This window comes from Blautia sp. CGZ-1-C1 (genome assembly GCF_056504575.1).
In genome coordinates this window covers 1-16065 of the sequence record NZ_JBWLUT010000129.1, presented here as the reverse complement: position 1 = coordinate 16065, position 16065 = coordinate 1, and the positions used below count along the sequence as shown (strand labels likewise).

At 39.7% G+C, this 16065-nt stretch carries 10 protein-coding genes and 2 pseudogenes; 3 read left to right on the top strand and 9 right to left on the bottom strand.

The window, feature by feature from the left end:
* Positions 1-155: 155 nt before the first annotated feature.
* The 3 genes from AC058W_RS12110 to AC058W_RS12100 all read right to left on the bottom strand — a co-directional run bounded on the left by AC058W_RS12110 (position 156) and on the right by AC058W_RS12100 (position 3451).
* A complete protein-coding gene (locus AC058W_RS12110; protein ID WP_479390116.1) occupies positions 156-1001 on the bottom strand; it encodes a carbohydrate ABC transporter permease in 846 nt (281 codons plus the stop codon).
* 3 nt (positions 1002-1004) lie between these two features.
* Positions 1005-1958, bottom strand: coding sequence for a carbohydrate ABC transporter permease (locus AC058W_RS12105; RefSeq protein ID WP_117844232.1), 954 nt, complete (start codon positions 1956-1958; stop codon positions 1005-1007).
* Between the two features lie 131 nt (positions 1959-2089).
* The gene (locus tag AC058W_RS12100) at positions 2090-3451 is read right to left on the bottom strand and encodes an ABC transporter substrate-binding protein (RefSeq protein WP_117844231.1); all 1362 of its coding nucleotides are present in this window, start codon (positions 3449-3451) and stop codon (positions 2090-2092) included.
* A 416-nt stretch (positions 3452-3867) separates the two neighbouring features.
* Here AC058W_RS12100 and AC058W_RS12095 point away from each other — a divergent pair.
* Positions 3868-6567, top strand: a pseudogene (locus AC058W_RS12095) (GH36-type glycosyl hydrolase domain-containing protein).
* Between the two features lie 78 nt (positions 6568-6645).
* A complete protein-coding gene (locus AC058W_RS12090) occupies positions 6646-9057 on the top strand; it encodes a glycoside hydrolase family 94 protein (RefSeq protein ID WP_117845627.1) in 2412 nt (803 codons plus the stop codon).
* A gap of 97 nt (positions 9058-9154) precedes the next feature.
* Here AC058W_RS12090 and AC058W_RS12085 read toward each other — a convergent pair whose 3' ends face one another.
* The 5 genes from AC058W_RS12085 to AC058W_RS12065 form a co-directional block, all read right to left on the bottom strand.
* Complete coding sequence (locus tag AC058W_RS12085; protein ID WP_117845625.1) at positions 9155-9952, bottom strand: helix-turn-helix domain-containing protein; 798 nt, start codon at positions 9950-9952, stop codon at positions 9155-9157.
* A gap of 9 nt (positions 9953-9961) precedes the next feature.
* Positions 9962-10630 (bottom strand): YkgJ family cysteine cluster protein, encoded by a 669-nt coding sequence (locus tag AC058W_RS12080; protein WP_118137338.1) that lies wholly within the window; start codon positions 10628-10630, stop codon positions 9962-9964.
* 123 nt (positions 10631-10753) lie between these two features.
* A complete protein-coding gene (locus AC058W_RS12075) occupies positions 10754-11131 on the bottom strand; it encodes a DUF6483 family protein (protein WP_117845621.1) in 378 nt (125 codons plus the stop codon).
* A gap of 97 nt (positions 11132-11228) precedes the next feature.
* On the bottom strand, positions 11229-13439 hold the full coding sequence (locus AC058W_RS12070; RefSeq protein ID WP_479390115.1) for a DNA topoisomerase III: 2211 nt from the start codon (positions 13437-13439) through the stop codon (positions 11229-11231).
* Between the two features lie 127 nt (positions 13440-13566).
* Positions 13567-14235, bottom strand: a complete 669-nt coding sequence (locus tag AC058W_RS12065; RefSeq protein ID WP_117676982.1) for a response regulator transcription factor — start codon at positions 14233-14235, stop codon at positions 13567-13569.
* A gap of 491 nt (positions 14236-14726) precedes the next feature.
* Between AC058W_RS12065 and AC058W_RS12060 the strand changes: the two genes are divergently transcribed.
* Positions 14727-15410: a phosphatase PAP2 family protein gene (locus tag AC058W_RS12060; protein ID WP_117677013.1), complete on the top strand. Its 684-nt coding sequence runs from the start codon at positions 14727-14729 to the stop codon at positions 15408-15410.
* A gap of 172 nt (positions 15411-15582) precedes the next feature.
* Here the strand turns inward: AC058W_RS12060 and AC058W_RS12055 are convergent.
* Positions 15583-16065, bottom strand: a pseudogene (locus AC058W_RS12055) (glycosyl transferase); the annotation flags it as partial.

Sequence of the window (16065 nt, the reverse complement as noted above, 5' to 3'; positions counted from 1 at the left end):
ATACTCCTGTTTTATAAAATATTGTTCTTTTCTAAAATTTGTTTGAAAATACTATCCGATAATGGCAGATTCCCATGAAAAGAACCTCCATAGCATTCTCTCTACGGAGGTTCTTCTTTTTATTTATGAAGATTCTATTTATTTTCTTATTCTTTTTATTCCTTTACACCGCCAAGTGTAACACCTGCAATAATATATTTAGATAAAAGCAGATATACTATAATGATCGGTACGATGGCCACTGTGATCATCATGTAAATTTTACCCATGTCAAAGTTCATATAGTCAGCTCCTCGCAGGGTTGCGATCAGAATCGGCACTGTCATTTTATTCTTTGACTGAATGATCAAAGCCGGAACGAAGTAATTGTTCCAGGATCCTACAAATGTAAAGATTGCCTGTACCGCTACTGCCGGTTTCATAATCGGAAGTACAATACTGTTAAAGGTTCTAAACTCTCCGGAACCATCAATTCTTGCCGCTTCCACAAGGGATAAAGGAAGAGAAGACTGAAGGTAACTATACATAAAGTAAAATACTGCAGGAGATGCAATAGATGGAATGATCAGCGGAAGTAAAGAGTCATACATTCCCATCTTTGTGATCAGTCGTAAAAATCCCATTGCTGTTACCTGTGTAGGCATAACAAGAATTGCCATAATAAAGGTAAAAGCTGCTTTCTTCATTTTAAAATCATAAGCATATAGACCATAAGCTGTCAAAGAAGAAAAATATGTACAAAGTGCAGCACTGCAGGAAGATACAACAACACTGTTAAGAATACCGCGGAACATCGGGAAACTTCCGTCATTTGCCACATTCTTCAGATTCTCAAGAAAATATTTTCCGGGAAGTGTTGAAAATCCTTTCTGCAGATCCGCATGGGAACGTGTTGCATTTACAATCAGAATGTAAAAGAAAAACAGACACAGGAAGGATAAAAAGATCAGCACAAGATGAACAAAAATACTGCGCACACGACCTGATGTATTTGATTTCATAGTTTATCTCCTCCTTCTTTCTTCTTTTGCTTTTTTCTTTGCAGCTTTCTTGGAACCATCCGGGTCTGTGTCATTTGTCATCTTATATACAATCATACATAAAATACCGCTGACAATAAACAGATATACGGACAGTGCACCTGCCATACCATAGTTCTTGCTCTTTAAGTGGCTGTTCAGGAACATGATCAGAGTCATAGATGTACGGTCTGGATTTCCCTGTCCATTCGTAAGAATCTGAGGAACATCGAACATCTGAAGACCACCGATGATAGATGTGATCAGTGTATAAGCAAGGATCGGACGGATCAGCGGCAGTGTGATATAGAAAAATCTCTTGATACTGTTACAGCCATCCAGTTCAGATGCTTCAAAAATATCCATACTGATACCCATAACAGCAGCCATCAGCATAATTGTTGTATTACCAAACCACATCAGGAAGTTCATAAATCCGACCAGAGATCTGGTTCCGATTACAGAACCCAGGAAATCTATCGGGTTTTTAACCCATCCCAGAGACATCAGAATAGAGTTAATCGGTCCGTTGGTAGAGAACATGGTAAAGAACAATAATGCAAATGCAGAAGCCATGATCAGGTTAGGAAGATAAATAACAACCTTGAAAAACTGCTGTCCATGGATCTTCAGACGCGCATCTGTAAACCAGCATGCCAGAACCAGTGCGATCACGATCTGCGGTACAAATCCGATTACCCACAGAATCAGTGTATTAGCACTGTATTTGAACATATCTGACTTCAACAGACTCAGATAGTTTGCCATTCCAATAAAATTCGGTCCGATTTCTTTAATTCCTGAACGATAATATTCATAGAAACTATAACGTACAGTATCTACCAGCGGAATCAAAGAAAAGATTAAAAAAGTTATAAAAAATGGAAGGATAAAGATGTATCCCCATTTTGCATAGCTGATGCTTTTCTTTTTTTTCATAGTTCAGCATTCCTTCCTTTACATATTAGTGCCAGACACACATCGCGTTCATGCGTGTCTGGCAAATACAAATGCATCTGTACAGGTTATTTACACCTGAAACTTTTTAACTGTCAATTCAAAAGCGTTTATTATTCAGCCCAGTTAACTTCCTGGATTTCCGGATAACGTTCTTTGATTGCTGTTTCAAAGTTTGATTTTGCTTTGTCATAGTCTACCTGACCCTGGAAGTAATCGCTGAAAGCGTTCTGGATCAGTTCTACACATCCCTGGTCATAAGCAGAAAGTGGTGCGATCTTGATGTTCTCTGCAACCGGTGCGAAATATGTAAATGGATTCTGTCCGCCAAGGAAGTCAGATGCGAAAGTATCATCTGTTGCAACTTCCTGCATACCACTCTTTGTATTTGTAAAGTCAGAATAATCTTTGGAAATCTTTAATAAATTGTCCTTATTTCCTGTCAGTGCAAGAATGATATCTTTTGCATGTTCCGGATTATCTGTTCCTGTTGCTGCATGGATGTAAGAACCGCCCCAATTGTATTCCTGTGGTGGATTTGTAACAGCCCATTCTCCGTCTTCTCCATCCCAGTTTGGTTTCAATGTAAAGTCAATTCCCCATGCCGGGAAGAGGAATGCAAATACTTTGGATTCAGATCCCATAGCTTTGTTCCAGTCATCATTCCACTGACCTTTTACAGTTTTGTTCAGGTATCCTGCATCCAGCCATTCTTTGGAATCTTTGATCCAGTTCATTACCTGCTGGTCTACATTAACAGTTGTTGCACCGTCTTCTACCCATGGCTGGGAAATGCTGTTTCCATACAGTCTGAATGTATCAGCATAAGAAGCAAATGTGTAATATCCTTTTGCTTTCAGTTCTTCAGCTGTAGCTTTTGCTGTATCCCAGTCTTTCATTTTCTTGCCTACTTCTTCAGGATCGTCGGTTCCGAACACATCTTTGGCAATATCACGACGATATACAAGAAGTCCAGGGCAGCACTGCCATGTAGATCCTCTCTGTACTCCATCTGCATCAGATGCAGTTGTTTTTGTAAAGTCATACTGATCTGCAAGATCTTTGTCAGGATCAATTCCAAGATCTGTCAGAGGCATTGCCACATCCGCTGCTGCATCTGTATATTTGTATACATAATCTGTTTCTGATAAGAAGATATCTACCTTATCATCTGCTGATGCATCAGCCTGATTCATAAGAGCTTCATCAAGTTTCTGCTGATAAACACCATCCTGATTTGGATTTATGATCCAGTGAATTTCTGTTCCATCGTTTAATGTTGTTACTGTTCCGTCTTTGGATGTTTCTTTTACTTCAGGATATACTGCTTCCAGACGCTGACGGAATTCATCATTCCAGGAATAAATATTGATTACTTTTCCTTCTTCATCTGCATGTACGATTGTAGCGGTTCCGCCCATTGTACCTGCAATTACGGATGCTGTAAGTAAAACAGCTAATGCTTTCTTTTTCATTAAAAAAGCCCTCCTTTTTCTTTTTTTCTCTTTGTGAGTTTCTTGCCTCACCTGATGTATCAGATTATAGCTTAAGCTGCTTTTCGGGTATATTATAATTTCCACCAAAATGTCAGATTCATGACCTCATTGTGTTCTTTTTATATACAGACAGATTTTGTCATTTAATAAGGAAATCTTTCCTAAAATCATAATCTTTCTGTTTTTTTATTAGTATTTTTGTATAAAAAGTACCATTTTTCTATAAATCAGCCAGATGAATATTCGCAATCTGATTCATTACCTGCTCATATATTTTTCTGAAATTGTGTTATTTTATGTCATGATTCTGATACTTACTTCATGTTTCTTATTTCCGAAAGATCTCAGTTCCGATATAATTTCCATACAGCAATATTTATGGAAGGAGAAAAATGTTGAAACATATTAAGTTTATTGATAATCATGGAAGCTTTTGTGTGAACAGACCGGAAAATACCAGTTATCTTTATTTTCCTCTTGCATCAGAAGCAGGTCTGAAAAGTTCCGTCACACCAGTGCTTGGAGGTGACAGCAAAATTGATCAGGATACCTTCCTGCTGGAACCGGTCAGTTCCGAAAATCTTCATAACAATCGTTCTTCCAGAAATTTCTGGATCGTAAAAGAAGGACACATTCCTTATTCAGTAACAGGTTCCTCTGCTCAGCAGGAAGCCGACCGTTTTACTGACAGGCAGGAAGACAGTGAACTAACCGCCGGATTCATGTGGCAGACTTTGAAAAGGACTTCCAGAGAACTTGGCTTCATCTCCCACAGTTACTTCTTTTATCCCCAAAAGTGATAATGTGGAGATTATGTATGTGACGGTTGAAAACCAGACAGATACTGTACAGAAATTTACTGCATATGGTGCAATTCCTGTTTACGGAAGAAGTGCGGATAACATTCGTGATCATCGAAATGTCACTTCCATGCTCCATCGTATCGAGACAACAAAACATGGATCAATGCTTGCCCCACCATGTCATTTGACGAGCGGGGACATCAGCCAAATCATAAAATCTATTATGTAAATGGCTGTTCCGGAAAGGGAGAAAATCCGATTTCCTATTATCCGACTGTAGAAGATTTTATCGGAGAAGGTGGTACCTATACACATCCACGCACAGTATATGAAGGATATAAAGGAGTTCCCGCACACAGTCTGGCAGCAGGAAAGGAAGCAATGGGTGCTTTCTGTTTCTCATCTTTCACACTGGCTCCCGGTGAAAAAACAGACTTTATTTTATTATCAGGTATTGCCGACAGTAAAGAAGAAATTGAAAATATTTTTGAAAAATACAATACTTCCGATAAAGTAAAAAATGCACTGGAAGAAACCAGAATTTACTGGAAAAAACAGGTAAACGTTGACTTCCACACACAGGATCCTGACTTTGACAGTTATATGAAATGGGTAAGTTTCCAGCCATTCCTGCGCCGTTTATTTGGCTGTTCTTTCCTTCCTCATCATGATTACGGACGTGGTGGACGCGGATGGCGTGATCTGTGGCAGGATTGTCTTTCTCTTCTGCTGATGAATCCTCAGAATGTAGGTGCCATGATTGAAAAGAATTATGGCGGCGTACGTATTGATGGTACAAATGCTACTATTATCGGAGACGGTGACGGCAATTTTATCGCTGACAGAAACGGAATCGCACGTGTATGGATGGATCATGCACTCTGGCCGCTAATCACGACCAGTCTTTATATTAATCAGACCGGAGATATAGAGATCCTTAAGAAACAGGTTCCTTATTTTAAAGATGCACAAACCATGCGCGGCACAGAAATTGATACTCTCTGGAATGACGCATATGGAAATAAACAGCGCACCGAAGACGGTCAGGTATATACCGGAAGTGTTCTGGAGCACATTCTGATCCAGCAGCTTGCCGCTTTTTATGATGTAGGTGTTCATAATATTTACCGTCTCCGCGGAGCTGACTGGAACGATGCCCTGGATATGGCAGCAGAAAATGGTGAAAGTGTTGCCTTTACCTGTGCTTATGCGGGCAATCTCCACACTCTTGCTTCCATATTACGCCTTATGGAATCTGCAGGCGAAACCAGTATCCCGCTGTCAGAGGAAATTGAAATCCTGCTGAACGACCAGACAGATATGTTTGACAGTGTATCTGAAAAGAAAAAGGTTCTTACTGAATATGCCAAAAGCTGCAGGCATAACCTGAGCGGCAGAAAGAAAAACTTCTCTCTCTCCACACTTGGTGCCAACCTGATCCAGAAATCCAACTGGCTGACAAATCATATCCGTTCACAGGAATGGATTGATGGCAAAGACAACGAAGAAGGATGGTATAACAGCTATTACGATAATCATGGAGAGGCAGTGGAAGGTTTCCACCATGAACAGGTGCGTATGATGCTCACGGGCCAGGTTTTCTCTATTATGGGAAATGTTGCCACTGATGCGCAGATCAGAAAAATCGTAAAAAGCGCAGATCATTATCTTTACAGAAAAGAAATTGGCGGTTACCGCCTGAACACAGATTTTCAGGAACTGAAGTTTGATATGGGACGTATGTTCGGTTTCGCTTATGGCGAAAAAGAAAACGGTGCTGTTTTCTCTCATATGGCAGTTATGTATGCAAATGCCTTATATCAGAGAGGCTTTGCAAAAGAAGGCTGGAAAGCATTGCGTTCTCTGTCTGATACAGCTCTCGACTTTGATACCAGCCATATCTACCCGGGAATTCCTGAATATTTCCGTTCAGACGGACGTGGCATGTATCATTATCTGACAGGTGCTGCAAGCTGGTATCTTTTTACCATGATCACAGAGGTCTTTGGTGTCCGTGGAGTTTTCGGAAACCTTTTGATTCATCCAAAACTTCTGGCAGAACAGTTCGATGAAGCAGGAACTGCTTCTGTCTCTGTTACTTTTGCAGGAAAACAGTTCCATGTTACCTACCGAAACACAGACAGAAAAGATTATGGTTCTTATCATATCGCCGCTGCGGACTGCGACAAAACAGCAATAGAAATCGTAGAAGATTCCCATATTATGATCTCCAGAGAATTTATTAACAACCTCTCTTCTGATCTTCATGAAATTACAGTAACACTTGCCTGAAAACAATAGCTGCTCAGCCTCCATAAAAGCAGTCGACAGGCAGTTATAAATATTGTTCTAACAGAAAGGATTTACTATATGAAATACGGATATTTTGACAATGAAAACCGAGAATACGTGATTACTAATCCGGCAACACCTGCACCATGGGTAAACTATCTGGGTTCCCCGGAGTACGGTGCAATCATTTCCAATAATGCAGGGGGCTACAGTTTTGCAAAATCCGGTGCAAACGGACGTATCCTGCGCTATGTTTTTAATAACTTTGACCAGCCGGGACGTTACATTTACATTCGCGATGACAGATCATCAGACTTCTGGTCTGCATCCTGGCAGCCTGTAGGCAAAGATCTGGCTCAGTATAAGAGCGAATGCCGTCACGGAATCGGTTATACAAAAATTTCTGCCGACTACAGCGATATTCACTCAGAAGCCCTTTACTATGTTCCTCTTGGAAAAAGTTATGAAGTATGGGCATTATCTGTGACCAATCATTCTGATCACGAAAGGAACCTGACTCTCAGCGGATATGCAGAGTTTACCAACCACAGCAATTACGAACAGGATCAGGTTAATTTACAGTACTCTCTTTTTATTTCTCGTACACTGTTCGAAGGAAACAGAATTACTCAGCAGATTCATGGAAATCTTGATGCAATTCCTGAAAATGAGAACGTAGATGAGAAAAATGTGACAGAACGTTTCTTTGGACTTGCAGGTGCTGAGGTTTCTTCTTACTGTGGGGACAAAAATGAATTTCTCGGAAGTTACCATGGATATGGAAACCCTGAAGGTATTGTCTGTGGTGATCTTGGTGATAAGACAAGCTATAATGAAAACTCCTGTGGTGCTCTCTCCTGCAAAATAACTCTTAAAGCAGGTGAAACCAGAACAATTGCTTTTCTTCTTGGAATGAAACCGTCATCTGAAGCTGCTGAAGTAATCAGATGTTACGAAAATCCGGCTCCAACTGTAGCAGAAGAACTGAAAGCATTAAAAGCTGACTGGAACAGTAAGCTTGATAATCTTAAAGTCAGCACTCCAAGTCCGGAATTTGATACTATGATTAATACCTGGAACGCATATAACTGTTTTATGACTTTCATCTGGTCCCGTGCAGCTTCCTTCATTTACTGTGGACTCAGAAATGGATACGGATACAGAGATACTGTACAGGATATTCAGGGAATCATCCATCTGGCACCGAAAATGGCACTGGAAAAGATTCGTTTCATGCTGTCTGCGCAGGTAAATAACGGTGGCGGACTCCCTCTTGTCAAGTTTACTCACACACCTGGAAAAGAAGATACTCCGGATGATGCTTCTTATGTACAGGAAACCGGCCATCCGGCTTACCGTGCAGATGATGCATTATGGCTTTTCCCAACTGTATATAAATATATTTCAGAAACCGGAAACACTGCTTTTCTTGATGAAGTGATTCCTTTTGCCAACAAAGAAGAAGCTACTGTATACGAGCATCTGAAACGTGCAGTTGCCTTCTCCCTTGATCACCTTGGACCGCACGGAATGCCTGCCGGACTTTATGCAGACTGGAATGACTGTCTCCGTCTGGGTGCAAACGGAGAATCTTCTTTTGTTGCTTTACAGTTCTATTATGCAATGACAATCCTGAAAATCTTTGCCGAATATAAAAAAGATACAGAATATGTACAGTATCTTGAAGAAACTCAGAAAGCATTTGGCGAAAAAGTTCAGGAACTGTGCTGGGATAACGACCGCTTCGTACGTGGTTATACAGAATCAGGAGAAAGAATCGGTGAAGCTGCTGCTCCTGAAGCAAATATGTGGCTGAATCCTCAGAGCTGGGCTGTCATCAGTGGTCTTGCCAGCCCTGAACAGGGAGACGCTGCACTGAACAATGTATACGAACGTCTAAACACAAAATATGGTGCAATCCTTATGGATCCGCCTTATCATGCGCATGCTTTCGATGGTGCACTGGCAGTTATCTATAATCAGGGTACCAAAGAAAACTCCGGTATTTTCTCCCAATCCCAGGGCTGGCTGATTCTTGCTGAAGCACTCCGCGGTCATGGAGAACGTGCTTTTACTTATTTTATGGAAAATTCTCCTGCTGCGCAGAATGACTGTGCCGAAATCCGTCGTCTTGAACCATACTGCTATGGTCAGTTTACAGAGGGAAAAGCAAGCAAACACTTTGGACGCTCTCATGTTCACTGGCTGACAGGAACTGCTTCTACTGTAATGGTAGGATGTGTGGAAGGTATCCTCGGACTTCGCCCTGATCTTGAAGGACTTCGACTGTCTCCTTCTGTGCCAAAAAGCTGGAAACACTTTGAGATTGAGAAAGTTTTCCGTGGAAAACAGCTTCATATCTCTGTAGAAAATCCAGACAAAAAAGAATCTGGCTGCTGCAGTCTGGTTCTTAACGGACAGAAATTAGCAGATAATTATATCCCTGAAAACCTTCTTCAGGATAAGAACGAAATCATATTAACTCTTTAATCCCCCGATATTACCAGATGAAAATAAACGGCCGGCTTACAGAAAATTTATATTTCCTGTAAGCTAGCCGCCTGTTTTACTTATCTTAATATTTTGATTAATCCTGTTCTTTTTTCAGTTCCGACTCTGATGCGACACAAAGTTCTTTTTCTATATCCCAGTGTATCATATAATGTTCATCCCTGTATTTACCCGGTGTCATTCCCGTAACTTCCCGAAACTGCTGGATGAAATGACTCTGGGAAGAAAAGGAAAGACGGTTTGCAATCTCAATGATCGAATAATCACTGTACTGCAAAAGATTTTTCGCCATTTCTATCTTCTGTCTGCGGATATAGGCACTGACCGATATTCCTGTTTCTTTTTTAAATAATCTGGAGAGATAGCTCGCAGATACTCCAAGTGAATCTGCAAGATCTTCTATTGTAATTCGTTCTTTGATATGAGAATAAATGTATTCTTTACTTGCGTTGATATGTTTAGAATAAGTGTTGTCTCTGAAATATCTGCGCATTTTTTCAGTATAATCCATCACCATCTCATCATGAAGGCTCTGAACCTCTTCTACTGTATGAATGCCATCCAGCTTTTGAATATAAAAATCACTCAGCCGAAATGCCTGTTCCATTTCCATTCCATTCTGTTTACAGATTCTGGTTATCATTGCCGTAGTTATCACAAAATGATATTTCATATTTGTGACCGCATTTCTGGACAAGATTCCCACACCTTCACACTCTGTAAATCTCTCTTGCTCACAGTTTTTCTTTACCGCATCTATGTCACCACTTGCAACTGCACGATAGAATAAAAATTCTTCTGTTGGTTCTCTGTGCTCAATTTCATCAAACTCATCTTCTGCTTCAAAAAGAAGCCATTCATTCTGATAACTCATATGTTTCTCCTATGCCAATGCCAGTAAATCTTTCCCTTCTTTCAGTCTCTCATAAAACTGAATATAGAAATCCTGATTCTGCTTATAAGGTTTTATATAAAATCTGTTTACCACAAAGAGATTCAGATTTTTGATCAGATCTGAATCCTCGGAGTTATATATTACCTCCTGCACATCCAATAAGAAATAATGCCAGTCATTGACAAATTTCTCATAATTTTTCAGGTCCGGAGTATCAATCCATTTTTTTACTTTTATTTTACTTCGGTTTGTTTTTAGACATTCATGAATCTGTAATATATATTTAAATCCACCATCTTCGTAAAATCTTCCCAATGGAAATAATCTACAGAATCCCGGTCTTATGGCGTGGATACTGCAACGGCCCTGACTGTTAAGAAATACACACTGTTCTTTCTCTCCTGTCATCCGAAGATGCGGAAGAATATTGCCATCTGTCACTCCCAGTTCCAGACATTCCTGTAAAAGTTGCTCGACTGGTTTCTTTAACCCGATTGACAATCTGTGTACATCAAATGGGTCTAAAATCACTGAATCACCCATTCCCTGGCAACAGTCACAGCATCCTTCACAATCATGGCAGTCTGCTTTTACCATATCATTGGAATCATATAATTTTCCATCTGAAATTTCTTCCAGTGTCTGTTCTCTGCGCATAATTTATGCTTTTTCCTTTCACGCGAATAGCTATTTTATTTCTTTTCTCTCTATAGTCAATAAAGTAAAAATTCATACTCTATCGTTTATTGTTTTATAAGGAAAACAGTAAATTTAATTCAGTTAAAAGGCTTCCAGACCACTGACACCCCAGTCAGAGGCAAGGTCTTTCATTCCCTCCAGTACTTCCTCTCTGGAATATCCGTTGTCATCCAGGAAATCTCCATCCATATCATTCAGATACAGATAAAAGGTCAATGCTAATTCCAGATAATCTACATTCTCCTCTACCATACCCTCATACAATTCATTTTCCGCCTCATTAATTTTGCCTTCTTCTGCAAGTTTCATTACAGATGCAAAAAGCTTATCTGCATCCGTATAATCTGCTTCATTTTCAGGTAATGTATAATTTGGCTGCTGTTCATGAAGCAGAAGCTTCGCAATTAATCTTCCTACATCCTGAATATTTCTTATCATGTGATCATCCTGTACTGCCATGTCTGTTCCATCCTTTCACTTTTTTGATTTATATATTTTCATATCTTTTAGACACGAAATTACACTCTGTTTAGTATCTATATCCTGTATGATATCATCAGTCTAATTTCAATCCTGCAAGTGCCTGCGCAAATGCGTTATTTACTGGTTCTTTTGCTTCTTTTTGCTGTTGTCTCATATATTTCCGGACATCGCGCTTATTAACTCCTGCACCTTCCTTTTCCCGTCTTGCCTGAAAAACGGAGAGTTTTTCTTTATATCCGCAAGCACAGATAAATGTCTCTTCTTTGCCCTTTACGTACATTTCCATACGTTTATGACATTTCGGACAGCGGGCATTGGTCGTTCTGGAAACTGTTTCTTTGTATCCACATTCTCTGTCCTGGCATACCAGCATCTTTGCATTCTTTCCATTCACTGCGAGAAGTTTCTTACCGCAGTTCGGACAGATTTTATTTGTGAGATTATCATGGCGGAACGTTCCCTGTCCGGTTTTAATCTCATCCACGATATCGCAGGTATAGTTTCTGATTTCTTTCAGGAATGTCTCCTGTTTCATTTTACCTTTGGCAATATTTCCAAGTTTCATCTCCCAGTCTGCTGTCAGCTCTGGTTTGCGAAGTTCCTCAGGTACCAATTCCAGAAGCTGTTTTGCTTTAGAAGTCAGATATATTTCTTTTCCTTTTTTCTCCATCATGAAACTGTTAAACAGCTTCTCAATGATATCAGCTCTCGTTGCAACAGTTCCAAGGCCACCGGTCTCACCGAGAGTCTTTACCGCTTTCGCATCATGGCTTTCCATAAAGCGTACCGGGTTCTCCATAGCCGCAAGCAGGGTTGCTTCTGTAAATCTTGCAGGTGGTTTTGTTTTTCCTGTATTTACAGACACATTCTCTATACGCAGTTTTTCGCCCTTTTTCATCTGCGGAAGCTTCTGATCTTTCAGCTTCTGAGAATTGTCCGATATATCTGCGTCTTCCTCATCTGTGTCTGTGTCCGTATTTTCGTACACTTCTTTCCATCCTGCACTTTTTACAACTTTACCACTGGCGGCAAAGAGTTCTCCTGCTGCCAATCCTTCCATACTTACCTGTTCATAAATAAATGGCGGATAAAGTACACTTAAGAATCTGCGGACAACCATATCATAAATCTTACGTTCTTCATTTGTCATATGGTCAAGCTGCACAAACTGCTCCGTAGGGATAATTGCATGATGATCACTAACCTTTTTATCGTCCACAAAATTTCCATTGGCACGAATAGGCTGATTCAGCAATAGACCTGCCAGCTTTCTGTATGGACCGACTGCACACGCCTTCAGTCTTTCTTTGATCGTAGGCACAATGTCTTTACCGATATATCTGGAATCTGTTCTTGGGTAAGTAAGAACTTTATGATTCTCATACAGACGCTGCATGATGTTTAAGGTCTGTTTTGCTGAATACCCATATCTCTGATTTGCTTCCCTCTGTAACGTAGTCAGGTCATATAAGCCCGGAGCATATGTTTTCTTCTCTTTGCTGGTCACAGAAGAGATTTCCAGTGTATGATTACGGACTGCGGCGGAAATTTCTTCTACTCTCTCTTTATTAAAAGTTCTGAAACTTTTACTCTTCGGTTCTTTCCACGTCCAGGTAACATCTCCTGCTTTTACAGAAAGACCATAATATTCTTTTGGTCTGAATGAACGGATCTCTTCCTCCCTTTTTGCAATCATGGCAAGTGTAGGAGTCTGCACACGTCCACAGGATAGCTGGGCATTATACTTACATGTCAGTGCTCTGGTTCCATTCATTCCCACAAGCCAGTCTGCTTCTGCCCTCGCTACTGCAGCTCTGTACAGATTATCGTACTCATGTCCGTTTTTCAGATTTGTAAAGCCTTCTTTGATAGCTTTATCTGTAACTGAAGAAATCCACAGTCTGCGGATTGGTTTGCGGCAGTCTGATTTGTCAAGAATCCATCGTGCTACCAGTTCTCCTTCTCTTCCAGCATCTGTGGCTATGATAATATCTTTGATATCTTTCCTGTAAAGCTGTGTTTTCACTGCATTGTACTGTTTACCGGTCTGTCGGATCACAACCAGTTTCATTCGATCCGGCATCATGGGAAGTGTGGACATCTCCCATTTTGTATACTTTTTGTCGTATTCTTCCGGATCAGCAAGGGTAACCAGATGTCCCAGTGCCCAGGTAACCACATATTCTTTTCCTTCCAGCGTTCCATTGCCTTTCTGATTACAGCGAAGCACCCGGGCAATATCTCTGGCTACAGAAGGTTTCTCTGCTATTACTAATGATTTCATAAAATAATTTTTATTCTCCTTATAAAAATCTACAGTCAGGGATTTTGATGTCCCTGACCGCTGATTTTTCTTTTATATAGAGTATAGCATAGATAAATATATGATTCCAGTTCTTATTATCTAAATTTTATTTCATATCAATTTTGTATCCTACTCCACGCACAGTTTCCACCAGTTCTCCTGCAGTTCCCAGTTTCTGTCTCAGTGTTCTGATATGTACATCAACGGTTCTGCTTTCTCCGTCAAATTCATATCCCCATACCTGATTTAAGAGCTGTGTTCTGGAAAGAACAGTTCCGCTGTTTTTCAGGAGCAGGCATAATACTTCGTATTCTTTCAATGTCAGATTCACATTCTGTTTATCTACCGTTGCAATATGTCTGGCAGGGCAGACATAGAGATTTCCAATCTGATATTCTTCTGCACCGTCATCTTCTGTTCTTCTAAGTAAGGCACGAATCCTTGAGATCAGTTCCATCATTCGAAATGGTTTCGGGATATAATCATCGGCGCCGCTGTCCAGACCTACTACTGTGTCATATTCACTGCTTTTTGCAGTCAGCATAATAATCGGAAGTTTACGTGTATCCGGACGTACACGCAATTTCTTTAATATGGAAATACCGTCTTCCTCCGGGAGCATTACATCCAAAAGCAACAATGCGGGCTGTTCTTTTTCCAGTGCTCTCCAGAAAAGGGAAGGTCTCTCAAAACCTTTTGCCTCAAAGCCCTGACTTTTTAATGTATAAATCACCAGTTCACGAATACTCTCATCATCTTCCACCAAATATATCATTTTTTGTTCTCCATTTACTATTATTTTTCTGAATCAGGTAAATTTCTGATTTGATTAATCTCAGTATAATCGTGTGCCGTAAAATCTTTGTCCTGCTTTATGTTAAAACTTTGTAAAATATGTTACCGTTCACTACGTGCCCGGCAACACGCTTCGCGATGCACAGAATTTATACTAATCGTATAAATTCGCGCGGTATGTCTCGGGTTTTCTGTTGCCAAGCATCCGTAAGAAGCTGCCAGTGGCAGGTTCTGTAGGTGACCTTCGCTCACCAAAAACACCTCGCGGGATATTACCAGTGAACAGTACTTAAAATATATTGCTTTTCATCCTGCATTTTTTAATAAATTTTTTATATACTTTATGAGAAAATTTATTTGTAAAAGAAGTATGAAGATGTTATGATAATGAAAGAAAGAATATAGAATGTTACTGCAAACGAAATGAACAGTAATACAGTATTAAACAGATTATATAAAGAAGGTGACATTGTGAAACGTCTTATTGAAAAATACCGACATGGCTTTGTGATCGGTATTTACAGTATTATTTATATTTTGATGTTCAATTATCTGGAACATCGTCCAGTTCACAGCTATCATATCGTACATACGGTTTTCGATGACTGGATACCATTTTGTGAGGTTTTTATCATACCTTATCTGTTATGGTTTCCGTACATGTTCCTGGCTGTAATCTATTTTATATTTTTTAATAAAAACAAACATGAATACTACCAGCTGGCATTTAACCTTATGATGGGAATGACTGTTTTTCTGATCGTTTCTTACGTTTATCCAAATGCACAGCATTTACGTCCAACAGAGTTCCCAAGGGATAATATTTTTACAGATATGGTGAAATGGCTGTACAGCACAGACACTCCTACAAATATTCTTCCAAGTATTCATGTTTTTAACTCTCTTGCGATACATATGTCTCTCACAAACTGTGAGGCACTTCGTGATAAGAAAATAGTAAAGGCTGCTTCCTTTACCCTTACCGCATTGATCATCATGTCAACCATGTTCCTGAAACAGCATTCAGTGATTGATGTATGTATGGGTACGACTCTTGCTTTATTTGGATTTTTGTTTTTTTATCCGAGAAAAGCCGCCGTTTCTTCCAGAGCATCTTACTTTGGAGAGGCCAGACGAAAAAAAAGTGAAAATTAAAATTACCTTCTTGAAATAGATTTTGATAAAACAAAAAGAACTTTTTTAGAAAACATAAGATGTTTCCTAACATAAGTTCTTTTTTATCATCTTTCATCCATTCCTTTACATGTAAAAACTCTGTACAATCAAAATATCAGATGTTTTCTGTCTATTTTTAACCCAATTTCAATTAATTAAATCCATAGAATTTCTGGCTGATCTTATAGGCTGCCACTGACATCTTTCTTCCACCCTTTCCTGGCAGGTTCATTACTCTTCCAAAAAGACTGTGGCGTAATTTTCTGTATACCAGTTTGTTCTGCGTTTTAATATATTCCAGAAGTTCTTTCTTCTTCTGCAGAGATTCCTCTGTATTAGCACGTATCAGCATGATAGAAGAAATCGTTGTTATGATATCCAGATAACTGAACATATACTCTTTCAGGCGTTTATTGGTATTTCCGCAATTAATATATGCGTCTACCATCAGCTTATTTACACGAATCTGCTGGTCAATTCGTTTGATCATTACTTTCTCGTTTACGGATTGGTCATCTCTGCCGATAAAGTAGCGGTAGAAATTAACGTCCAGATAATACAGGTTCTTAACATATGGAAGCGGCTCAAATGCAAACAGATTATCTACATAGAATGTATGCTTCGGTAATTCCAG

Excerpts from the sequence above, each read along its gene's own strand:
- AC058W_RS12105 (WP_117844232.1), bottom strand. The coding sequence starts at position 1,958 with ATGAAAAAAAAGAAAAGCATCAGCTATGCAAAATGGGGATACATCTTT.
- AC058W_RS12090 (WP_117845627.1), top strand. The coding sequence starts at position 6,646 with ATGAAATACGGATATTTTGACAATGAAAACCGAGAATACGTGATTACT.
- AC058W_RS12075 (WP_117845621.1), bottom strand. The coding sequence starts at position 11,131 with ATGGCAGTACAGGATGATCACATGATAAGAAATATTCAGGATGTAGGA.
- AC058W_RS12065 (WP_117676982.1), bottom strand. The coding sequence starts at position 14,235 with ATGATATATTTGGTGGAAGATGATGAGAGTATTCGTGAACTGGTGATT.
- AC058W_RS12080 (WP_118137338.1), bottom strand. The coding sequence starts at position 10,630 with ATGCGCAGAGAACAGACACTGGAAGAAATTTCAGATGGAAAATTATAT.
- AC058W_RS12100 (WP_117844231.1), bottom strand. The coding sequence starts at position 3,451 with ATGAAAAAGAAAGCATTAGCTGTTTTACTTACAGCATCCGTAATTGCA.
- AC058W_RS12085 (WP_117845625.1), bottom strand. The coding sequence starts at position 9,952 with ATGAGTTATCAGAATGAATGGCTTCTTTTTGAAGCAGAAGATGAGTTT.
- AC058W_RS12070 (WP_479390115.1), bottom strand. The coding sequence starts at position 13,439 with ATGAAATCATTAGTAATAGCAGAGAAACCTTCTGTAGCCAGAGATATT.
- AC058W_RS12110 (WP_479390116.1), bottom strand. The coding sequence starts at position 1,001 with ATGAAATCAAATACATCAGGTCGTGTGCGCAGTATTTTTGTTCATCTT.